The sequence below is a fragment of the Pseudomonas sp. LBUM1645 genome (genome assembly GCF_059716185.1).
The window spans coordinates 3,965,378-3,984,085 of the sequence record NZ_CP166811.1; the positions used below are offsets into that span (position 1 = coordinate 3,965,378).

The 18,708-nt window shown below is 57.8% G+C and carries 24 protein-coding genes; 14 read left to right on the plus strand and 10 right to left on the minus strand.

The features are described from left to right. Nucleotides 1–114 precede the first annotated feature (114 nt). A complete protein-coding gene (locus ACA079_RS17680; RefSeq protein ID WP_008155126.1) occupies nucleotides 115–477 on the plus strand; it encodes a histone-like nucleoid-structuring protein, MvaT/MvaU family in 363 nt (120 codons plus the stop codon). Nucleotides 478–650: 173 nt separating this feature from the next. Here the strand turns inward: ACA079_RS17680 and ACA079_RS17685 are convergent, their stop codons facing one another. Further along, a complete protein-coding gene (locus ACA079_RS17685; protein WP_497700271.1) occupies nucleotides 651–1,175 on the minus strand; it encodes a DUF4946 domain-containing protein in 525 nt (174 codons plus the stop codon). 145 nt (nucleotides 1,176–1,320) lie between these two features. On the opposite strand from ACA079_RS17685, the gene gloA reads away from it, so the two are divergent. Then, nucleotides 1,321–1,842 (plus strand): lactoylglutathione lyase, encoded by a 522-nt coding sequence (gene gloA / locus ACA079_RS17690; protein WP_033055156.1) that lies wholly within the window; start codon nucleotides 1,321–1,323, stop codon nucleotides 1,840–1,842. A 145-nt stretch (nucleotides 1,843–1,987) separates the two neighbouring features. Here gloA and ahpF read toward each other — a convergent pair whose 3' ends face one another. From ahpF to ACA079_RS17705, 3 genes are all read right to left on the minus strand, one after another. Further along, complete coding sequence (ahpF, locus tag ACA079_RS17695; RefSeq protein WP_497700272.1) at nucleotides 1,988–3,550, minus strand: alkyl hydroperoxide reductase subunit F; 1,563 nt, start codon at nucleotides 3,548–3,550, stop codon at nucleotides 1,988–1,990. Nucleotides 3,551–3,673: 123 nt separating this feature from the next. Further along, nucleotides 3,674–4,237: an alkyl hydroperoxide reductase subunit C gene (gene ahpC, locus ACA079_RS17700; RefSeq protein WP_129444510.1), complete on the minus strand. Its 564-nt coding sequence runs from the start codon at nucleotides 4,235–4,237 to the stop codon at nucleotides 3,674–3,676. A 145-nt stretch (nucleotides 4,238–4,382) separates the two neighbouring features. Beyond that, a complete protein-coding gene (locus ACA079_RS17705; RefSeq protein ID WP_497700273.1) occupies nucleotides 4,383–5,327 on the minus strand; it encodes a site-specific integrase in 945 nt (314 codons plus the stop codon). 178 nt (nucleotides 5,328–5,505) lie between these two features. Between ACA079_RS17705 and ACA079_RS17710 the strand changes: the two genes are divergently transcribed. Further along, nucleotides 5,506–6,525, plus strand: coding sequence for a DNA-binding protein (locus ACA079_RS17710; RefSeq protein ID WP_497700274.1), 1,020 nt, complete (start codon nucleotides 5,506–5,508; stop codon nucleotides 6,523–6,525). On the opposite strand, the gene gorA is transcribed toward ACA079_RS17710, so the two are convergent. Then, entirely contained in the window at nucleotides 6,522–7,880 is a 1,359-nt protein-coding gene (gorA, locus tag ACA079_RS17715; protein WP_497700275.1) for a glutathione-disulfide reductase, read from the minus strand. The genes ACA079_RS17710 and gorA overlap by 4 nt on opposite strands. 130 nt (nucleotides 7,881–8,010) lie before the next feature. Then, a complete protein-coding gene (gene galU, locus ACA079_RS17720) occupies nucleotides 8,011–8,850 on the minus strand; it encodes a UTP--glucose-1-phosphate uridylyltransferase GalU (RefSeq protein ID WP_497700276.1) in 840 nt (279 codons plus the stop codon). A gap of 266 nt (nucleotides 8,851–9,116) precedes the next feature. On the opposite strand from galU, the gene ACA079_RS17725 reads away from it, so the two are divergent. Both ACA079_RS17725 and ACA079_RS17730 read left to right on the plus strand, forming a co-directional pair. Then, the gene (locus ACA079_RS17725) at nucleotides 9,117–9,305 is read left to right on the plus strand and encodes a hypothetical protein (RefSeq protein ID WP_056739847.1); all 189 of its coding nucleotides are present in this window, start codon (nucleotides 9,117–9,119) and stop codon (nucleotides 9,303–9,305) included. Nucleotides 9,306–9,443: 138 nt separating this feature from the next. Beyond that, nucleotides 9,444–9,725 carry a hypothetical protein gene (locus ACA079_RS17730; protein ID WP_497700277.1) on the plus strand — a complete coding sequence of 94 codons (282 nt, stop codon included), beginning with the start codon at nucleotides 9,444–9,446 and terminating at the stop codon, nucleotides 9,723–9,725. Nucleotides 9,726–9,736: 11 nt separating this feature from the next. Here ACA079_RS17730 and ACA079_RS17735 read toward each other — a convergent pair whose 3' ends face one another. Continuing rightward, complete coding sequence (locus ACA079_RS17735; RefSeq protein ID WP_415769267.1) at nucleotides 9,737–9,967, minus strand: hypothetical protein; 231 nt, start codon at nucleotides 9,965–9,967, stop codon at nucleotides 9,737–9,739. A 72-nt stretch (nucleotides 9,968–10,039) separates the two neighbouring features. Then, the gene (locus ACA079_RS17740; protein WP_123364929.1) at nucleotides 10,040–10,396 is read right to left on the minus strand and encodes a hypothetical protein; all 357 of its coding nucleotides are present in this window, start codon (nucleotides 10,394–10,396) and stop codon (nucleotides 10,040–10,042) included. 212 nt (nucleotides 10,397–10,608) lie between these two features. Here ACA079_RS17740 and ACA079_RS17745 point away from each other — a divergent pair, with 212 nt between their 5' ends. The 6 genes from ACA079_RS17745 to ada all read left to right on the plus strand — a co-directional run bounded on the left by ACA079_RS17745 (nucleotide 10,609) and on the right by ada (nucleotide 14,282). Next, on the plus strand, nucleotides 10,609–10,911 hold the full coding sequence (locus ACA079_RS17745) for a DUF1883 domain-containing protein (RefSeq protein WP_024164534.1): 303 nt from the start codon (nucleotides 10,609–10,611) through the stop codon (nucleotides 10,909–10,911). Nucleotides 10,912–10,940: 29 nt separating this feature from the next. Next, nucleotides 10,941–11,117 carry a hypothetical protein gene (locus ACA079_RS17750; RefSeq protein ID WP_497700278.1) on the plus strand — a complete coding sequence of 59 codons (177 nt, stop codon included), beginning with the start codon at nucleotides 10,941–10,943 and terminating at the stop codon, nucleotides 11,115–11,117. A 126-nt stretch (nucleotides 11,118–11,243) separates the two neighbouring features. After that, nucleotides 11,244–11,750, plus strand: a complete 507-nt coding sequence (locus ACA079_RS17755) for a methylated-DNA--[protein]-cysteine S-methyltransferase (protein ID WP_497700279.1) — start codon at nucleotides 11,244–11,246, stop codon at nucleotides 11,748–11,750. Then, on the plus strand, nucleotides 11,747–12,451 hold the full coding sequence (locus ACA079_RS17760; RefSeq protein WP_497700280.1) for a 2OG-Fe(II) oxygenase: 705 nt from the start codon (nucleotides 11,747–11,749) through the stop codon (nucleotides 12,449–12,451). Before ACA079_RS17755 ends, ACA079_RS17760 begins: the two co-directional genes overlap by 4 nt. 4 nt (nucleotides 12,452–12,455) lie before the next feature. Then, nucleotides 12,456–13,121, plus strand: a complete 666-nt coding sequence (gene alkB, locus ACA079_RS17765) for a DNA oxidative demethylase AlkB (RefSeq protein ID WP_497700281.1) — start codon at nucleotides 12,456–12,458, stop codon at nucleotides 13,119–13,121. Nucleotides 13,122–13,208: 87 nt separating this feature from the next. Beyond that, nucleotides 13,209–14,282 carry a bifunctional DNA-binding transcriptional regulator/O6-methylguanine-DNA methyltransferase Ada gene (gene ada, locus ACA079_RS17770; RefSeq protein WP_497704339.1) on the plus strand — a complete coding sequence of 358 codons (1,074 nt, stop codon included), beginning with the start codon at nucleotides 13,209–13,211 and terminating at the stop codon, nucleotides 14,280–14,282. On the opposite strand, the gene ACA079_RS17775 is transcribed toward ada, so the two are convergent. Together ACA079_RS17775 and acuI are read right to left on the minus strand one after the other, a co-directional pair. Continuing rightward, the gene (locus tag ACA079_RS17775) at nucleotides 14,246–14,734 is read right to left on the minus strand and encodes a GyrI-like domain-containing protein (RefSeq protein WP_497700282.1); all 489 of its coding nucleotides are present in this window, start codon (nucleotides 14,732–14,734) and stop codon (nucleotides 14,246–14,248) included. The genes ada and ACA079_RS17775 overlap by 37 nt on opposite strands. A 52-nt stretch (nucleotides 14,735–14,786) precedes the next feature. Further along, on the minus strand, nucleotides 14,787–15,770 hold the full coding sequence (gene acuI / locus ACA079_RS17780; protein ID WP_497700283.1) for an acrylyl-CoA reductase (NADPH): 984 nt from the start codon (nucleotides 15,768–15,770) through the stop codon (nucleotides 14,787–14,789). Between the two features lie 189 nt (nucleotides 15,771–15,959). Here acuI and ACA079_RS17785 point away from each other — a divergent pair, with 189 nt between their 5' ends. The 3 genes from ACA079_RS17785 to modB all read left to right on the plus strand — a co-directional run bounded on the left by ACA079_RS17785 (nucleotide 15,960) and on the right by modB (nucleotide 18,706). Further along, a complete protein-coding gene (locus ACA079_RS17785) occupies nucleotides 15,960–17,024 on the plus strand; it encodes an NAD(P)H-dependent flavin oxidoreductase (protein WP_497700284.1) in 1,065 nt (354 codons plus the stop codon). Between the two features lie 233 nt (nucleotides 17,025–17,257). Further along, on the plus strand, nucleotides 17,258–18,025 hold the full coding sequence (modA, locus tag ACA079_RS17790) for a molybdate ABC transporter substrate-binding protein (RefSeq protein ID WP_497700285.1): 768 nt from the start codon (nucleotides 17,258–17,260) through the stop codon (nucleotides 18,023–18,025). Further along, nucleotides 18,026–18,706: a molybdate ABC transporter permease subunit gene (modB, locus tag ACA079_RS17795; RefSeq protein ID WP_074876958.1), complete on the plus strand. Its 681-nt coding sequence runs from the start codon at nucleotides 18,026–18,028 to the stop codon at nucleotides 18,704–18,706. Nucleotides 18,707–18,708: the final 2 nt, after the last annotated feature.

Here is an 18,708-nt window from a genome sequence, read left to right on the forward strand (position 1 = left end):
CATGCCTGCGCTAGATTGGCAGGTGAGCCATTATCACCGAGTCGCTTCAAGGCTCTTGGCTTATAGCTTTGTTTGCGGTTGGTATCAGCCAAACACACTATTGGAGTAAAGATATTGTCCAGACTCGCTGAATTTCGTGCAGCTGAAAAGGCCCTTCAAGAGCAGCTCAAGCAGCTGGAAACCCTGAAGAATGATGCCGGGCTCAAGAAAGAAATCGAATTCGAAGAAAAGCTCCAGGGGCTGATGAAAACCTACGGCAAGAGCCTGCGCGACATCATCGCCATTCTCGATCCGAACCCGGCAAAATCCGGTCTGCAACAGGCAACGCCTAAAACCCGCCGCGCTCGCGTGGTCAAGGTTTATCAGAATCCGCACACCGGTGAACTGATTGAAACCAAGGGTGGCAACCACCGCGGCCTGAAAGCCTGGAAGGAACAATACGGTGCAGCTACCGTTGATTCCTGGCTGCGTGGCTAAGCACTCGCGGTGACAAAAAAGCCCTGCCAATGCAGGGCTTTTTCATGGACGCCTTCTAAATGCAACGATTGGCGTCGATCAACTCGCTACTTGTCGAATAACTTTGTGCTTAATCCCTTTGGTATCTAAAAATTTCCGAATGCGCTGAAACCGGTAGCCATTGAAATCTTTAACTAAAGTTTCAAGCTGTTACGGGCTGCCTCTATTTCATCCTGACTTGCCTTATAAACCTCTGCCTGCCCCGCGTAGGAAAGAACATAGGCCTTATCGGCATCCACGGCGGCAACCAATGTTTGAGAGAGCACATGCCTTCCGTTCTGCGTGATCGTGCAGGTAGTTTCCAGCGCTGATAAGCGGCTCAAGGTCGTCGGATGAATCTTGTTGCAGACACTTTGATAACCGCCTTGAAAGAAGTCCTTCTGCACCGACTTGCGCATCTCCAGCAACACGCCTTGCAGATTCACCTGATGACCACTTTCCACCTGAGTCATGGTCAACTCCATCACCAATACCGGCGTGCCGCCTTGATCGTTTTTCACTGCGCGCTGACGGGAAACGTGGGTGTTGGCGTCATCTTGCGGGACGGCTTCGACTTCCCAGCCGATCGGCCAGGTTATGACTGGCTCGTCTGCGAGAGCGCTGTTAACACCTGAAAGCACGCAGATCAGGACGAACATCGATTTACAGAAACGAATCATTGCAATGAGCACTCACGGATTGAACCGTAAAGTCTGAGCCTCGCCCGTCTGTCAGGCAAGAGCCGACGCTTTGGGTTTGGTGATGTCCGAACCCTTGCGTATCATTGTCGCCATTCGTTAGCCCCACTTATTTTCCGGAGGGCCCATGAGCCTGCACGAATTGAACACCTTCCCAGGCGTGACAGCCCAACCTGACACCGCCACCCAGAAGTTCGTCTTCAACCACACCATGCTGCGGGTCAAGGACATCACCAAGTCCCTGGATTTCTACACGCGCATTTTGGGTTTCTCGCTGGTTGAAAAGCGCGATTTCCCGGAAGCCGAGTTCAGCCTGTACTTTCTGGCGCTGGTCGATAAAAACCAGATCCCGGCCGACGCTGCTGCCCGCACTGAATGGATGAAGTCGATCCCCGGCATTCTCGAACTGACCCACAACCACGGCACCGAGAACGACGCGGATTTCGCTTACCACAACGGCAACACCGACCCGCGCGGCTTCGGTCATATCTGCATCTCGGTGCCGGATATTGTCGCCGCGTGCGAGCGCTTCGAAGCGCTGGGCTGCGATTTCCAGAAACGCCTGAATGACGGCCGCATGAAGAGCCTGGCGTTCATCAAAGACCCGGATGCGTATTGGGTTGAGATCATCCAGCCTGCACCGATGTAATCAAAATCAAAAGATCGCAGGCTTCGCCAGCTCCTACAGGTGTACACAGAACCCTGTAGGAGCTGGCGAAGCCTGCGATCTTTTGATCCACCTACAAAAAACCCCATGATCGCTCATGGGGTTTTTGTGTTTTCAGCGTCGGGTTTTATGCCGGAGCCGAGGTCCGGATCAGGTGATCGAATGCGCTCAGGGAAGCCTTGGCGCCCTCGCCCACCGCAATCACGATCTGCTTGTACGGGACGGTGGTCACGTCACCGGCAGCGAACACGCCCGGCATTGAAGTCTCACCGCGGGCATCGACGATGATCTCACCGCGAGGCGACAACTCGATGGTGCCTTTGAGCCAATCGGTGTTGGGCAGCAAACCGATCTGCACGAAGATCCCTTCCAGCTCGACGGTACGCAACTCGTCCGACTGACGATCCTTGTAGCGCAGGCCGTTGACCTTCTGACCGTCGCCCAACACTTCAGTGGTTTGCGCACTGGTGATGACAGTGACGTTCGGCAGGCTGTGCAACTTGCGCTGCAAGACCGCATCGGCGCGCAGCTGCACGTCGAACTCCAGCAGTGTTACGTGGGACACGATGCCCGCCAGGTCGATGGCCGCCTCGACGCCGGAGTTACCGCCGCCAATCACCGCCACGCGCTTGCCTTTGAACAGCGGACCGTCGCAGTGCGGGCAGTACGCCACGCCTTTGTTGCGGTATTGCTGCTCACCCGGGACGTTCATTTCACGCCACCGCGCACCGGTCGCCAGGATCACGGTCCTGGCTTTCAGGGTCGCGCCGCTGGCGAAGTGGACTTCGTGCAACTCGCCGTTCTTGCCCGGCACCAACTTGTCGGCGCGTTGCAGGTTCATGATGTCGACGTCGTACTGTTTGACGTGTTCTTCCAGCGCCACAGCCAGTTTCGGCCCTTCGGTTTCCTGCACGGAGATGAAGTTCTCGATGGCCATGGTGTCGAGCACCTGCCCACCAAAACGCTCAGCCGCCACACCGGTACGAATGCCTTTACGGGCAGCGTAGATCGCGGCCGAAGCACCGGCCGGACCACCGCCGACGACCAATACGTCAAAGGCTTCTTTGGCGCTGATCTTCTCGGCCTGACGCTCGATTCCGCTGGTGTCGATCTTGGCGAGGATCTCTTCCAGGCCCATACGACCCTGACCGAAGTTCACGCCGTTCAGGTAAATGCTTGGCACGGCCATGATCTGACGGTCATCGACTTCGGCCTGGAATAGCGCACCGTCAATGGCGACGTGGCGGATGTTCGGGTTAAGCACGGCCATCAGGTTCAATGCCTGGACCACGTCCGGGCAATTCTGGCAGGACAGCGAAAAGTACGTCTCGAAGCTGAACTCGCCTTTGAGCGAACGGATCTGTTCGATCACTTCAACGCTGGCCTTCGAAGGGTGACCGCCGACTTGCAGCAAGGCCAGTACCAGCGAAGTAAATTCGTGGCCCATCGGGATGCCGGCGAAACGCAGGCTGATATCGGCACCCGGGCGGTTGATCGAGAACGATGGTTTACGTGCATCGTCACCGTTATCGAACAAGGTAATTTGGGCAGAAAGACTGGCAACGTCTTTCAGGAGTGCGAGCATTTCCTGGGATTTCGCACCGTCGTCGAGGGATGCAATGATCTCGATCGGCTGGGTGACCCGTTCCAGGTATGACTTCAACTGGGCTTTAAGATTGGCGTCCAACATACGGGCGATTTCCTTTTAACGTAGACATAAAAAAACGCCCGAGCGAATCTCGCCCGGGCGTTTTTGAGGGCGGTTGCGGCTTACTTAGGTGCGGAAACCCGCCCTGATAGTGCTTTCACAGACTTAGATCTTGCCGACCAGGTCCAGGGACGGAGCCAGAGTGGCCTCGCCTTCTTTCCACTTGGCTGGGCAAACCTGGCCTGGGTGAGCAGCGACGTACTGAGCAGCCTTGATTTTGCGCAGCAGCTCGGAAGCATCACGGCCAACGCCGCCATCGTTCAGTTCGACGATTTTGATCTGGCCTTCTGGGTTGATCACGAAGGTGCCACGGTCAGCCAGACCTGCTTCTTCGATCAGCACGTCGAAGTTGCGGGAGATGGCGTGAGTCGGGTCGCCGATCATGGTGTACTGGATTTTGCTGATGGCTGGCGAAGTGTTGTGCCAGGCAGCGTGGGCAAAGTGGGTATCGGTGGAAACGCTGTAGATCTCGACGCCCAGTTTCTGGAACGCGTCGTAGTTGTCAGCCAGGTCTTCCAGTTCGGTCGGGCAAACGAAGGTGAAGTCGGCAGGGTAGAAGAACACGACAGACCATTTGCCTTTCAGGTCAGCGTCCGACACTTTTACGAAGTCGCCATTTTTAAAGGCGTCAGCTTTGAACGGTTTAACTTGGCTGTTGATGATAGGCATCGATGACTCTCCGTCAGGGTTGAAAAGTTTGGTTGAGAAGTTGATGGAGTGAATCCTACCGACTCGATTGCCGGATGGCTCATTGGCAAAGCTCATGCTGCTCATTGGTTTTCGCTATTAGCCGAACGTATTAATAGAAGAAAACTTACTTAGCAGCGCCAATGGTTTTTTCCGCGAGCGGTGTCATCCCGAGAAACGGGCTGGCTTCAACATAGCGCATGGCGGACTTCATATCCTTCCAGCCCACGTAACTCATCAACGACTTCAAGTCCCAACCGCTCTGATGCGCCCAGGTGGCAAAGCCGCGCCGCAAGGAGTGACTGGTGTAGTGCTCGGCCGGGATGCCGGCGCGCTCCAGCGCCTGACGCAGTAACGGGATCACGCTGTTGGCGTGCAGCCCCTCCTCGCTCAGGTGGCCCCAACGGTCGATACCCCGGAATACCGGCCCACGGACCAACGCGGCTTCGGTGATCCAGTCGATGTACGCCTGCACCGGGCACAGGCGCTGCAACGCTGGCGTCTGGTAGGTCTTGCCGAGGTTTTCGCGGTCACTCTTGGTTCGTGGCAGATAGAGCGTGATGCCTGAGCCGGCAGTCGCTTGCACGTGCTCGATCTGTAACCGGCACAACTCATCGCTACGAAAACCGCGCCAGAAGCCCAACAGGATCAGCGCCCTGTCGCGCCTGGCCCGCAACAGAGCCGGTTGATCGTGCTCAGATTTTGCGGTTTGCGCTTCTTGCTCCAACCAGGCAACCACTTGCTCCAGATGCTGAAGCTGTAATGGCTCGGCCTGTTTTTCTTGAGCCGGGTGCAGCGCGCGAATGCCCTTGAAGACCTTGCGCACCACCGGCGCCTTGGTGGGATCGGGAAATCCCTGACTGTTGTGCCATTGCGCCAGTGCTGACAAACGCAACTTCAAGGTATTGATCGACAGCACTCCCGCGTGAGCGACGAGGTAGCGCGCGACGCTGTCGCTGGTCGCCGGCAGGAAGCCGCCCCAACTGACTTCGAAATGCTCGATAGCCGCCCGGTAGCTGCGGCGGGTGTTGTCGCGGGTGGCGGCTTGCAGGTAACGATCCAGCTCAGTCATCGGCTCAACTCTCTAAAACGTACCGCTTTGGCGGGTGAAAACGCGCCACAGGGCCCATCACACGGGGTAATACCAGTATATCCCGCATGAATACCCATCGTATTTTAAGTTTTACATTAGCGTGGTACATTGTGTACTTAAGTGGCATGTACCACAGTACGAAATCGTAGGAGAACTCATGGCTCGTGGCGGTGTAAACAAAGCAGTGGTCCAGGCAGCACGCTTGGCAATTTTGGCTCGCGGCGAAAACCCAAGCATTGATGCGGTACGGATCGAAATGGGCAATACCGGCTCAAAAACCACTATCCACCGCTATTTGAAGGAACTGGATGACGGCAGCGAGCGCGTCGAAACGCCTTCTGAACCCATTGATGATGAGCTGGCAGGCTTGGTCTCGCGACTGGCACAAAGACTCAAGGAACAGGCGCAGGAGCCCATCGATCAGGCCCGCGAGCAGTTCGACAAACAAAAGAAAGCGTTGGATACGCAACTGCATGAAGCCCAACAAGCCAACACGCAATTGCAGCAGCAGTACGAGATTCAATGCCTGGCACTGACGCAAGAGTCCGAGGCCCTGCTAGAAACTCGCGCCATGCTGCAGACCGAGCAAACCCGCAACGCCGGACTGAACCAGGCGCTGGCCGATTTCGAATTACGCTTGCAAGACAAGGATGAGCAGATCCGCTCACTGGAAGAAAAACACCTGCACGCTCGCGACGCACTGGAACACTACCGCAACGCCGTCAAAGAACAGCGCGAGCAGGAGCAACGTCGCCACGAAAGCCAGGTGCAGCAGATTCAGATGGAGTTGCGTCAGGCCCAGCAAAGCGCGCTGGTGCGCCAGGATGAGATCACGCAACTGCACCGCGACAACGAGCGTTTGCTGACGGAGAACCGTGGCACCCTGAGAGAGTTGAGCCTGCTGCAGGATCAACTCAAGCAAACCAACACTCGACAGGATCAGCTACTGGAACAGGTGAACCGCATCGACAGCGAACGCACCCTCCTCCAGGAACGCTTGCGCGCTGCCCTGCTGGAAAGCCAGTCGCTGAAACAGAGCGTCGATGAGCAGTCGCAGATAAACAAAGCGCTGGAAATTGAGCTGCTCAAGACTCAGGCGAGCCTCGATGAGAGCGTGCGCCTGGCGGCCGTCATTGCGACAGCGCCAGACGCATCAGAGCCCCAAAAGGACGATTAACCCGCGACCGGCGTACGCATGGTGACGAACTCTTCGGCGGCAGTCGGGTGCACGCCGATGGTTTCATCGAAATCGCGCTTGGTGGCCCCCGCCTTCAAGGCGATCGCCAAGCCCTGAACAATTTCCCCAGCTTCCGGACCGACCATGTGGCAACCCAGAACCTTGTCGGTCTTGGCGTCCACCACCAGCTTCATCAGGGTGCGCTCCTGGCATTCGGTCAGGGTCAGCTTCATGGGCCGGAAGCGGCTTTCAAAGATCACCACATCGTGACCGGCCTCCCGGGCCTCTTCCTCGGTGAAACCGACCGTGCCGATGTTCGGCAAGCTGAACACCGCGGTCGGAATCATCTTGTAATCCACCGGGCGATATTGCTCAGGCTTGAACAAACGTCGCGCCACGGCCATGCCTTCGGCCAGAGCGACTGGCGTCAGCTGAACCCGACCGATCACATCGCCAAGCGCCAGGATCGACGGCTCAGCAGTCTGATACTGCTCGTCGACCTCGACGAAACCTTTCTTGTCGAGTTTGACGCCGGTGTTTTCCAGCCCAAGATTGTCGAGCATCGGACGTCGACCGGTGGCGTAGAACACACAATCCGCTTCCAGCTCACGGCCGTCCTTGAGGGTCACCTTCAGGCTACCATCGGCCTGCTTGTCGATGCGTTCGATGTCGGCGTTGAATTGCAGGTCCATGCCGCGCTTTGTCAGCTCTTCCTGCAGGTGTTTGCGCACTGCACCGTCGAAGCCGCGCAGGAACAGCTCACCGCGATACAGCAACGTGGTGTCGGCGCCCAGACCGTGGAAGATCCCGGCGAATTCAACGGCGATGTAGCCACCGCCTACCACCAGAACGCGCTTGGGCAGTTCTTTGAGGAAGAACGCCTGGTTGGAACTGATCGCGTGCTCATGCCCCGGAATCTCCGGAATCTGTGGCCATCCACCGGTAGCAATCAGGATGTTTTTCGCGGTGTAGCGCTCGCCATTGATCTCGACCTGGTGCGGATCAACGATTTTGGCGTGGCCTTCATGCAAGGTCACGCCACTGTTAACCAGCAGATTGCGATAGATACCGTTCAGTCGATTGATCTCGCGATCCTTGTTGGCGATCAGCGTCGCCCAATCGAACTTCGCTTCACCTGGCGTCCAGCCAAAACCCGAAGACTGCTCGAAGTCTTCGGCGAAGTGCGCACCGTAGACCAACAGTTTCTTCGGCACACAGCCGACGTTCACACAAGTGCCACCCAGGTAGCGGCTCTCGGCCACAGCCACTTTCGCGCCAAAACCGGCAGCAAAACGCGCAGCCCGAACACCGCCGGAACCGGCGCCAATCACATAAAGGTCAAAATCGTAGGCCATTTTCAATCTCCTCGGCAGGCAAACAGCATACCCGCAGATGTCCGTTGGGCAAGCGCTGCAAACGATATGGGGACGGAAAATGAAAAAGCCACCCGAAGGTGGCTTTTCAATACAAGTGGGTCAGAGGCTATCAGTAAGCCTTGCCAGTCTTGTAGAAGTTCTCGAAGCAGAAGTTGGTGGCTTCGATGTAGCCTTCAGCGCCACCGCAGTCAAAACGCTGGCCCTTGAACTTGTAGGCAATCACGCAACCGTTTTTCGCCTGCTTCATCAGGGCGTCGGTGATTTGAATCTCGCCGCCTTTGCCTGGCTCGGTTTGTTTGATCAGCTCGAAAATATCCGGCGTCAGGATGTAACGACCGATGATCGCCAGGTTCGACGGTGCGTCTTCCGGGGCTGGTTTTTCGACCATGTTGCGAACGCGGTACAAATCATCAGCGATCAGCTCGCCGGCGATCACGCCGTACTTGTTGGTTTCCAGCGGATCCACTTCCTGGATCGCAACGATGGTGCAGCGATACTGCTCGTACAGCTTGACCATCTGAGTCAGGACGCCGTCGCCTTCGAGGTTGACGCACAAGTCGTCCGCCAGCACTACCGCGAACGGTTCGTCGCCGATCAGCGGGCGGCCAGTCAGAATGGCGTGGCCCAGGCCTTTCATTTCGGTCTGGCGAGTGTAGGAGAACGAGCACTCGTCCAACAGTTTACGGATGCCGACCAGGTATTTTTCCTTGTCGGTGCCCTTGATCTGGTTTTCCAGCTCGTAGCTGATGTCGAAGTGGTCTTCCAGAGCGCGTTTGCCGCGACCGGTAACGATGGAAATTTCGGTCAACCCAGCGTCCAGTGCTTCTTCGACGCCGTACTGGATCAGTGGCTTGTTTACCACCGGCAGCATTTCTTTGGGCATGGCTTTAGTCGCTGGCAGGAAGCGAGTACCGTAACCGGCTGCTGGGAACAAGCATTTCTTGATCATAAAAGTCCTTGATAGGGCTGTGTGTACGAGTTTCGGCGCAGTCTAATCAGGCGGCGTGCACCTTACAATGCCCCGCACTGGCTAACCGATGCCATCATAGAGAAATATTCTCGCGGATAGTTCCCGAGATAGCTCCGCAGCCTTTATTGATAGCACAGACCATCAGATCTGCACGGCCGCGAATCACACAACCCTACACCATCAGCACCGGTTGAGTGCATTTGGCGCTATCATTGCGCGATTGAACCAGTCAACGAGGCAGATAGATGTCGGAAGCAAAAAGTGTCAACGGGTTCCTGATCAATCAGGCGAAAGACGGCCAGTGGTGGGTAGACAGTGCCAGCGGCGAGAATATTGCCGGGCCTTTCCCGACCGAGGCGTCGGCGATTGAAGTAGCATCCGTATTGGAGCTCGAACACCCAGCCCCGAAGCGTCGCGGCAAGGACAAGTCCTGAGAAGCACCTGACTCGACCCAAGCCCTGCTCGCGCAGGGCTTTTTTGTGATTGGCTGCAACCAAGTGGCCATTCGCTATAACCTTTTGATACCAGCGCTGTCACAGGCTCAGCCCCTTCATCCTGACGACGACAACGACATGAATAAATTTTTGCCCCTGATCGCGGCACTGGCCCTGAGTGGCTGCGCCACTTCGGAAACGACCTACCTGCACAACGGCGAGCAAGGCCTGGCGATCGACTGCTCCGGGGAAGCCAATTCCTGGGCGACCTGCTACGAAAAAGCCGATGCCTCATGCGCCGGCACCGGCTATCGGATCGTCGGTACCGACGGAACACCTTCGACCAAGGAAAGCGACAAGACGCTGGGTGTCGACGTCGGTAACTACAAGAACCGCAGCGTCGTGGTGGTTTGCAAGTAAGGCGCCCTGCCCTACATGTGAATTTCGGCGAACTTGATCCCGAGGCCGCGCACCGTCTCGATCAATTCATCGAGGCTACTGAAGGATTCGACTTCATCGTTTTCATCCACCAGAAAATAACTGCGCCCGGCGCTTTTCTTGAAAAACACGATCCATTCTTCCGGATCCGCCGGATTCTGAATCACGTGGGTGGCAGAGATGTGACCCTCTGCATGGCGCTCCCGTACCTGCTCTCGCTTCATGCTCGACTCCAGAAATGACAATGCCGCCAAAGCGCTGCTTTGGCGGCATTGGTGCTGACGGGCGACAGTCTATCAGCCGGAAATGCACGCCGTAGCGGCATTGCGTACATCCATGGGGCGCAACGGCACATTGGAAATGCGCTCATGCAGCTTGATGCTGCTGCCAGTGGAGCGGTCCTCGATATCAAATACCGCGGCCGGGCCCGAGGAGAACTTCTGCGGCACGATGACTCGCATTCCGTCCTTGTGCGGCTCGACTTGCAGGGCTCCGCGGCTGCTGGCCAGTTTTTCGGTCAGGCATTGCGCGTACTCATGAGGCTTCTTGCCTGAAATCACGCTCATGGTCGGCAACGTCTCATTGATCTCCGAAACACTCGCACAACCACTCATCGCTATCGCCATAGGCAGGAACAGCACACCCCACTTCATACAACACCTCCGATAAAGACACTCCGACAGTACAAATGCTGTTTTTCTCCGAGGCTCGCTGCGTTTATCGCTCATAGAATTCCGTATAACTGTTTTTAATTGTCAAAGCAGACCTCGACGACCGGATAATAACCCGTTCGGGCTGATAAACTGCGCCAATCGCACATGCTATCGTTTTGATTTTGTAGAAAAAGCCCTTCTGGAGGCGCCTCATGAAATTTATCCACCAGCGCGAGCACCTCAACGAAGACGACATCGTCGTCATTCAATGCTCCCAAACATGCAATATCCGCTTGATGAACGACGCCAATTTCCGCAGCTTCAAGAATGGCGGCCGCCACACTTACCATGGCGGAGCATTCGACACTTTCCCTGCCCGGATTACTGCACCGAGCACCGGTTTCTGGAACATCACTATCGACACGGTCAACCGCCGGCCGATCAGCGTGACGCGCAAACCGACCCTGACTCACACCATCAAGATCATCCGCCGCTCCAGCACGAAACTGAGCTGAGTGACACCCAAACACCAAGACAAGCAGGTATGACCGTGGCCCAAACGACCAAATACGTCATCAAATACAAACTCAATGGTGAGCGTCGCTTCGAATTTGCCCAGCTTGAAAACGGCACCGAAGAAGAAGCCAAGACCGCTCTGGACGCCATTCATGGCCAAAGCGAAGACGTCATCAGCGAAATAAGCGTCAGCAAAGCGTTGTAACGGGATCCGGAGCGACAACATGGACGTCTGCTCCTGCCTCTGGAATTCGACCGCAAGCGCCGGAGTGTTCACTCCAACCCCGTTCCCTAGACTGGCCACCTCAACCTTTGGTTAAGGAGTCAGAACATGTCTACTTCCTCGATTCGCTTCATCAGCGGCACTTCCAGCCTTGGCGTCTTGCTGCTCGCGTTCAGCGCCGAGGGTTTGTGTGCGCTGCTGATCGGTGATGATCTGGCAATGCTGGAACGCGATCTTTCGCAACGCTTCCCCGGCCAACAAGCACCGCAGCGCGATGAAGGCTTGATGCCTGCGCTGGAGCAAACCCTGCGCCACCTCGAAGACCCGCGCACCACCCTGGATTTTCCGCTGGATCTGACAGGCAGCGTTTTTCAACGGCGAGTCTGGGATGCCCTGCGGCAAATACCGGTGGGTGAAACCGCCAGCTATCTGGATATCGCGCGACAACTGGGTCAACCCACGGCTTTTCGGGCGGTGGCCAATGCCTGCGGAGCAAACCCGCTGGCGGTTATCGTGCCGTGCCATCGAGTGCTGCGTCAGGATGGCAGCCTTGGCGGCTACCGTTGGGGGCTGGAGCGCAAACGGCAACTGCTGGATCGTGAGGCGCAGCGATGAGCGAGCGTTCTCTTGATGGACTGGTCTGGGAAACGCTGACACAGCAACTCGATCAGGATGGCTGCGCGATCATCAGGTCGCTGTTAAGCCACGAGACTTGCGATGAAATCAGCGCTCTGTATGCGAGTGCCGAACCCTTTCGCTCGCAAGTGATCATGGCTCGTCACGGCTTTGGCCGTGGCGAGTACAAATACTTCAAATACCCGTTGCCAGATGTCATCGCCCGTTTGCGGGGTGCGCTTTACCCTCGCCTGGTGCCCATTGCCAATCGCTGGTACGAGCACATGGACCTGTCGACCCGATTCCCTGAAACCCATGAAGCGTTCCTCGAACGCTGCCATGCCGCCGGTCAGGAACGCCCGACGCCGTTGTTGCTGCAATATGGACCGCAGGACTACAACTGCTTGCATCAGGACCTGTACGGCGAACACGTCTTCCCGTTGCAAGTGGCGATTCTGCTGTCAGAGCCGGACGAAGACTTCACCGGTGGCGAGTTCGTACTGACGGAACAGCGCCCTCGAATGCAGTCGCGCCCCCAGGTCATTGGCCTGAAGAAAGGTGACGCGCTGATCTTTGCCGTCAACCAACGACCGGTAAAAGGCGTTCGTGGTTATTACCGAGTCACCCTGCGCCACGGCGTGAGTCGCCTGCACAGTGGAAAACGGCATACCCTTGGAATCATCTTTCACGACGCGTTATGACCCCATGAGCCCGACCACCTTCGACTTGTTTGCCGACGCCGAACCCGAGCAGCAACCCAGGCTCGATCGGATCGGCGAACAGTCCTGCGTCCTCAGAGGCTTTGCCCTGCCCTGGCTGGATCAGTTGCTGCCCGCACTGGACGCGGTTTTGGCGGCTGCGCCGTTTCGGCAGATGATCACGCCCGGGGGCTTTACCATGTCGGTCGCCTTGAGCAGTTGCGGCGCGCTGGGCTGGACCACCGACCGCAGCGGTTATCGCTATACCCGTCATGATCCGCTGACCGGTCAACCTTGGCCGAAAATGCCCGAGGTGTTTTTCGAACTGGCACAAGCGGCGGCGCGGGAAGCAGGATTTGCGGATTTCGTGCCTGATTCCTGCCTGATCAACCGTTATATTCCCGGAGCCAAGATGTCGTTGCACCAGGACAAAGACGAAGCTTCCTACGCAGCGCCCATTGTTTCAGTGTCCCTGGGAGTGCCGGCGATGTTCCTGTTCGGCGGCTTCGAACGCAGCGATAAAAGCCAACGAGTGCCGCTGTTGCATGGCGACATCGTGGTCTGGGGTGGCGTGGATCGCTTGCGTTATCACGGGGTCTTGCCGATCAAGGACGGCCAACACCCGCGACTAGGCGAACAACGGATCAACTTCACCTTTCGTACCGCCGGATGAAGCCTTCGAATTCGACCGCAAGACCCGGGGTGCAGCGACCCCGTCGGCTGGTTAATCTGCATGAAACGGATCAACGGACATGAAGCCATGACAAGCCATTCGACAAAGATCGCCACCGAGAACGATCCTCGCTGGGCCGCCGTCGTCGCGCGTGATCCCCGGGCAGACGGACAGTTTGTGTACGCGGTGAAAACCACCGGCATTTACTGCCGCCCCAGCAGCCTGGCGCGCTTGCCGAAACCGCAGAATGTCGAGTTCTTCGACACTGCCGAGCAGGCCCAGGCCGCGGGTTATCGCCCCAGCAAACGCGCCGCGAAGGATCAAAGCGACATCGCCGCGCAACATGCTGCGACCGTGGCGGCCGCATGCCGCCAGATCGAGACCGCGGAGAATCTGCCTGTTCTGAGCGAGTTGGCTTCTGCTGCGGGCCTGAGTAGCTTTCACTTCCATCGGGTGTTCAAAGCGGTTACCGGCCTGACGCCCAAGGGCTACGCCGCGGCCCATCGTTCCCGCAGGGTCCGTGATCGTCTCGCGGACGGAGGCTCAGTGACCGACGCACTGTATGACGCCGGTTTCAACTCCAACAGTCGTTTCTATGAAGCTGCCGATCAGCTATTGGGCATGAAACCCGGTGATTACCGCGCGGCCGGTCAGAACAACGACATTCGTTTTGCCGTCGGCCAGTGTTCCTTGGGGGCGATTCTGGTGGCGCAGAGTGAACGGGGGGTTTGCGCGATCCTGTTGGGCGATGACCCGCACCAACTGGTCTGCGATCTACAGGACAAGTTTCGCCGTGCGAATCTGATTGGCGCCGACCAAGAGTTCGAGCAACTGATCGCCAAGGTGGTTGGTTTTATCGAAGCGCCGGCCCTGGGCCTGGACTTGCCGCTGGATGTGCGTGGCACCGCTTTTCAAGAACGGGTCTGGCAAGCCCTGCGGGAGATTCCCGCCGGTTGCACCGCCAGCTACACCGATATCGCTCAACGAATCGGCGCGCCAAAAGCGATGCGCGCCGTGGCTCAAGCCTGCGGCGCGAACAACCTGGCGGTGGCGATTCCGTGCCACCGCGTGGTGCGCAGCGACGGCAACCTGTCGGGCTATCGCTGGGGTGTGGAACGCAAGCGTCAGTTGCTTGAGCGCGAAAACCCGTCTGAGTCCTGAATGCCGATATAGACCGACACTGAATCCGGGCTGGTATAGACCTCGAAGTCTGTGGCGAACGAGCGGCAAATCTGCGGGTTGTCCTTAAAGTAGGCCCAGATCAGGCCCCACGTCTGAATGACGCTATCTGGCATCGCCCCTTTGGCGCTGAACACCAGGTATTCGCCTCCTTCCACCTGAACCTGCGGAAAGTCCTCGGAGGGCGCGGTGACCGCCGCCCCCGCAGTCACATCGAAGTAGCCCGAAGCGTCGGACTCGTAGTTGGAATAGACGCCGTACATAAAGGAATCCGGCTGTTTGTGGGCAATCTTGTCGAAGATTTCCTCAACGAAGAATTGTTCCCACATCGGGCCGATGCGCGCCGTGTCTGGTTGCTGCTCTGCGGCATTGCAGGTGCGCACTTGCAGGCCCGAGACACTAAAGGGCCGCACTTCACGCTGCTTTACATCCATGGTCGATAGTCCTTGTCTCTGTCGTTTGTCAGTTTGATTGGCGGTGAGACAGTCAACGATTGACGTCGACCACCACCCGACCACGCAATTGACCGGCGAGTAATCGCGGTGCAGCTTCGATCACTTCGCTCAAGCCGATTTCGTGGCTGATCAGCGGCAACAAGGTGAAGTCGAGATCCTTGGCCAGACGATTCCAGGCCAGTATCCGCCTGGCTTTGGGCTGAGTCACGCTGTTGATCCCGGCCAGGGTCACGCCGCGCAAAATGAACGGTGCAACTGAAGCCGGGAAGTCCATGCCTTGTGCCAGGCCACACGCGGCAACAGTGCCATTGGCCTTGGTGCTGGCACAGGCATTGGCCAGGGTGTGACTGCCGACCGAGTCGATGACCGCCGCCCAACGCTCCTTGGCCAAGGGTTTGCCCGGCTCGGACAGCGTGGCGCGGTCGATGATTTCGCTGGCGCCTAGTTGCTTGAGGTAATCGTGTTCGGAGGTGCGGCCGGTTGAGGCGACCACCCGATAGCCGAGCTTGCTCAGCAGTGCGATGGCGAAACTGCCTACACCGCCATTGGCGCCGGTGACCAAAACTTCGCCCTGCTCGGGCGTCACGCCATTATGTTCCAGCGCCAGGATGCTCAGCATCGCCGTGTAACCCGCCGTGCCGATGGCCATCGCTTGCGCCGTGGTGAATGCCTTAGGCAGCGGAATCAGCCAGTCGCCATTCAAGCGAGCCTTCTGCGCCAGTCCGCCCCAATGTCCTTCGCCAACTCCCCAGCCATTGAGTACGACTTGATCACCGACCTTGTAGTCCGGATGCCCACTGACTTCGACAGTGCCTGCCAGATCGATCCCCGGCACCATCGGGAATTTTCGCACCACCGGGCTGCTGCCGGTGATTGCCAGGCCATCCTTGAAGTTCAGCGTGCTGTACGCAACACGCACTGTCACATCGCCCTCGGGCAGTTGATCGTCATTGATCTCTTGCAGTGTGGCCCGGTAACCGCTGTCGTCTTTGTCGATCAAAATGCCTTGGAACATTGCTGCCTCCAGATGGAATCACTCAGTTGTCTTGCAGTTGAAATAACACATAGCAACATTTCACCGTACTCGACTTTAAGCCAAGAGTGGCACACAGAACGAAAACTCGACTGGCCTTATGTCAGTCATTGCTGATACAAAAACGGTCCTACCGTCCCTGCCCTGTTATGACGTCGGAGAACCCTTCAAATGAGCAAATGGCCAGACACCCGCATTCTTGATCTGCTTGGCATTGAGCTTCCGATCATCCAGGCGCCCATGGCCGGCGCGACCAACTCGGCCATGGTTATCGCAGCCAGTAATGCCGGTGGCCTGGGCTCGATGCCGGCAGCCATGTTGAGCATCGATCAGTTGCGCGAGGAGCTGAAAACGATTCGTCAACACACTCAGCGTCCGATTAACGTCAACTACTTCTGCCATCAGACTCCCGCCGCCGATGAGCAACGCGCTCAAGACTGGAAGAATCTGCTGGAACCCTACTACCGGGAACTTGGCGTGGACTTCGACGCGCCGACGCCGGTGTCCAATCGAGCGCCGTTCGATAACGCGGCCTGCGAAGTGATCGAAGAGTTTCGCCCCGAAGTCGTGAGTTTCCACTTCGGCCTGCCGGAAAAGTCCCTGCTGGATCGCGTGAAAGCCACTGGAGCGAAAATTCTCTCCTCGGCCACCACCGTCGAAGAGGCGATCTGGCTCGAGCAGCAGGGTTGTGACGCGATCATCGCCATGGGGTACGAAGCCGGTGGCCATCGGGGCATGTTTCTCAGTGATGATCTGAGCAGCCAGGTGGGCCTCTTTGCGCTGGTGCCGCAGATCGTCGATGCGGTGAAAGTGCCGGTGATTGCTGCCGGCGGGATTGCCGATGCACGAGGCGTCGCGGCGGCTTTCCTGTTAGGGGCTTCGGCGGTGCAAGTGGGCACTGCGTACTTGTTCACGCCAGAGGCCAAGGTCAGCGCGTCTCATCACAAGGCGTTGCGCACGGCCAAGGAAAGTGAAACGGCCGTCACTAACATTTTCACCGGACGCCCGGCGCGCGGAATTCTCAATCGGGTGATGCGCGAACTCGGGCCGATGAGCGACAAAGCACCAGCGTTCCCGCTAGCGGGTGGTGCGCTGATGCCGTTGCGGGCCAAGGGGGAAGCGGATTTCAGCAATCTCTGGGCGGGTCAGGCATTCACGCTGGGCGTTGAAATGACCACGGCTGAACTGACCCGGCGTCTGGCTGAGGAAGGATTGGCGAAGCTCACTCGGCGCTAGGCGCAAAAATCTGTGGCGAGGGGGCTTGCCCCCGTTGGGTCGCACAGCGGCCCCAAAAGCTTTGCGACTGCTTCGCAGCCGAACGGGGGCAAGCCCCCTCGCCACAGGTTAGCTCCTCATCACAACTGAACGTCTCTCACTCCTACAAAGTTCCGTTTGCAGGCATTTCGCTATATATTCCGCTATATAGCGTTTCACCCCCTCGTTGCACTTGCCTATAACGGAGCCGTTTCATGACCATTCGTGCCTCACGTTTTGCCCCCACCTGCCTGGCAACCCTGCTTGCAGTGTTCGCTTTCGGGTCCGCCCAGGCGGGCGAAGTCCAGGTTGCCGTCGCTGCCAACTTCACGGCACCGATTCAGGCGATCGCCGCCGATTTCGAAAAAGACACCGGGCATAAACTGGTCACCTCCTTTGGTGCCACCGGCCAGTTCTATACCCAGATCAAGAACGGCGCACCGTTCGAAGTGTTCCTCTCGGCGGACGACACCACCCCGCAAAAACTCGAAACCGAAGGCGACACGGTCAAGGGCTCGCGCTTCACCTACGCCGTCGGCACCCTGGCGCTGTGGTCGGCGAAAGAAGGTTACGTCGATGCCAAGGGCAAAGTGTTGAGCGACAACCAGTATCAGCATCTGTCCATCGCCAACCCGAAAGCGGCGCCTTACGGTCTGGCCGCTACTCAGGTGCTGGCCAAGCTGGGCCTGACCGACAAGGTCAAAGCCAAGATCGTTGAAGGCCAGAACATCACCCAGGCCTACCAGTTCGTCTCCACCGGTAACGCCGAACTGGGTTTTGTGGCCTTGTCGCAGATCTACAAAGACGGCAAAGTCACCGGCGGCTCGGCCTGGATCGTTCCAGCCAGCATGCACGACCCGATCAAACAAGATGCGGTGATCCTCAACAAAGGCAAGGACAACCCGGCCGCCAAGGCGCTGGTTGAGTACCTCAAAGGTCCGAAAGCCGCCGCTGTCATCAAATCCTACGGCTACCAACTCTAAATGACGCTATCAAGTGCCGACTTTTCTGCCATCTGGCTGACCCTGAAACTGGCGTCGCTGACGACGGTTATCCTGCTGGTCATCGGCACTCCGATTGCGTTATGGCTGTCGCGCACCCGTTCGTGGTTGCGCGGCCCGGTCGGGGCGATCGTCGCCCTGCCCCTGGTGCTGCCGCCGACGGTGATAGGCTTTTATCTGTTGCTGGCGCTCGGCCCTAACGGGTTTGTCGGCCACTTCACCCAATCACTGGGACTTGGCACCCTCACTTTCAGTTTTGCAGGGTTAGTGATCGGCTCGGTGCTGTACTCGATGCCGTTCGTGGTCCAGCCACTGCAAAACGCTTTTTCCGCCATCGGCACTCGCCCACTGGAAGTGGCCGCGACCTTACGCGCCAATCCCTGGGACACGTTTTTCAGCGTGATCCTGCCGCTGGCCCGCCCCGGTTTCATCACCGCTGCCATTCTCGGTTTCGCCCACACCGTGGGTGAATTCGGCGTGGTGCTGATGATCGGTGGCAACATTCCCGACAAGACTCGCGTGGTCTCGGTGCAGATCTACGATCACGTCGAAGCCATGGAATACGCCCAGGCCCATTGGCTGGCCGGGGCGATGCTGGTGTTCTCCTTTATTGTGTTGCTGGCGCTCTACTCCAGCCGTAAAACCAAAGCGGGCTGGAGCTGATC

Excerpts from the sequence above, each read along its gene's own strand:
- ACA079_RS17685 (WP_497700271.1), bottom strand. The coding sequence starts at position 1,175 with ATGATTCGTTTCTGTAAATCGATGTTCGTCCTGATCTGCGTGCTTTCA.
- gloA (WP_033055156.1), top strand. The coding sequence starts at position 1,321 with ATGAGCCTGCACGAATTGAACACCTTCCCAGGCGTGACAGCCCAACCT.
- ahpF (WP_497700272.1), bottom strand. The coding sequence starts at position 3,550 with ATGTTGGACGCCAATCTTAAAGCCCAGTTGAAGTCATACCTGGAACGG.
- ahpC (WP_129444510.1), bottom strand. The coding sequence starts at position 4,237 with ATGCCTATCATCAACAGCCAAGTTAAACCGTTCAAAGCTGACGCCTTT.
- ACA079_RS17705 (WP_497700273.1), bottom strand. The coding sequence starts at position 5,327 with ATGACTGAGCTGGATCGTTACCTGCAAGCCGCCACCCGCGACAACACC.
- ACA079_RS17710 (WP_497700274.1), top strand. The coding sequence starts at position 5,506 with ATGGCTCGTGGCGGTGTAAACAAAGCAGTGGTCCAGGCAGCACGCTTG.
- gorA (WP_497700275.1), bottom strand. The coding sequence starts at position 7,880 with ATGGCCTACGATTTTGACCTTTATGTGATTGGCGCCGGTTCCGGCGGT.
- galU (WP_497700276.1), bottom strand. The coding sequence starts at position 8,850 with ATGATCAAGAAATGCTTGTTCCCAGCAGCCGGTTACGGTACTCGCTTC.
- ACA079_RS17725 (WP_056739847.1), top strand. The coding sequence starts at position 9,117 with ATGTCGGAAGCAAAAAGTGTCAACGGGTTCCTGATCAATCAGGCGAAA.
- ACA079_RS17730 (WP_497700277.1), top strand. The coding sequence starts at position 9,444 with ATGAATAAATTTTTGCCCCTGATCGCGGCACTGGCCCTGAGTGGCTGC.
- ACA079_RS17735 (WP_415769267.1), bottom strand. The coding sequence starts at position 9,967 with ATGAAGCGAGAGCAGGTACGGGAGCGCCATGCAGAGGGTCACATCTCT.
- ACA079_RS17740 (WP_123364929.1), bottom strand. The coding sequence starts at position 10,396 with ATGAAGTGGGGTGTGCTGTTCCTGCCTATGGCGATAGCGATGAGTGGT.
- ACA079_RS17745 (WP_024164534.1), top strand. The coding sequence starts at position 10,609 with ATGAAATTTATCCACCAGCGCGAGCACCTCAACGAAGACGACATCGTC.
- ACA079_RS17750 (WP_497700278.1), top strand. The coding sequence starts at position 10,941 with ATGACCGTGGCCCAAACGACCAAATACGTCATCAAATACAAACTCAAT.
- ACA079_RS17755 (WP_497700279.1), top strand. The coding sequence starts at position 11,244 with ATGTCTACTTCCTCGATTCGCTTCATCAGCGGCACTTCCAGCCTTGGC.
- ACA079_RS17760 (WP_497700280.1), top strand. The coding sequence starts at position 11,747 with ATGAGCGAGCGTTCTCTTGATGGACTGGTCTGGGAAACGCTGACACAG.
- alkB (WP_497700281.1), top strand. The coding sequence starts at position 12,456 with ATGAGCCCGACCACCTTCGACTTGTTTGCCGACGCCGAACCCGAGCAG.
- ada (WP_497704339.1), top strand. The coding sequence starts at position 13,209 with ATGACAAGCCATTCGACAAAGATCGCCACCGAGAACGATCCTCGCTGG.
- ACA079_RS17775 (WP_497700282.1), bottom strand. The coding sequence starts at position 14,734 with ATGGATGTAAAGCAGCGTGAAGTGCGGCCCTTTAGTGTCTCGGGCCTG.
- acuI (WP_497700283.1), bottom strand. The coding sequence starts at position 15,770 with ATGTTCCAAGGCATTTTGATCGACAAAGACGACAGCGGTTACCGGGCC.
- ACA079_RS17785 (WP_497700284.1), top strand. The coding sequence starts at position 15,960 with ATGAGCAAATGGCCAGACACCCGCATTCTTGATCTGCTTGGCATTGAG.
- modA (WP_497700285.1), top strand. The coding sequence starts at position 17,258 with ATGACCATTCGTGCCTCACGTTTTGCCCCCACCTGCCTGGCAACCCTG.
- modB (WP_074876958.1), top strand. The coding sequence starts at position 18,026 with ATGACGCTATCAAGTGCCGACTTTTCTGCCATCTGGCTGACCCTGAAA.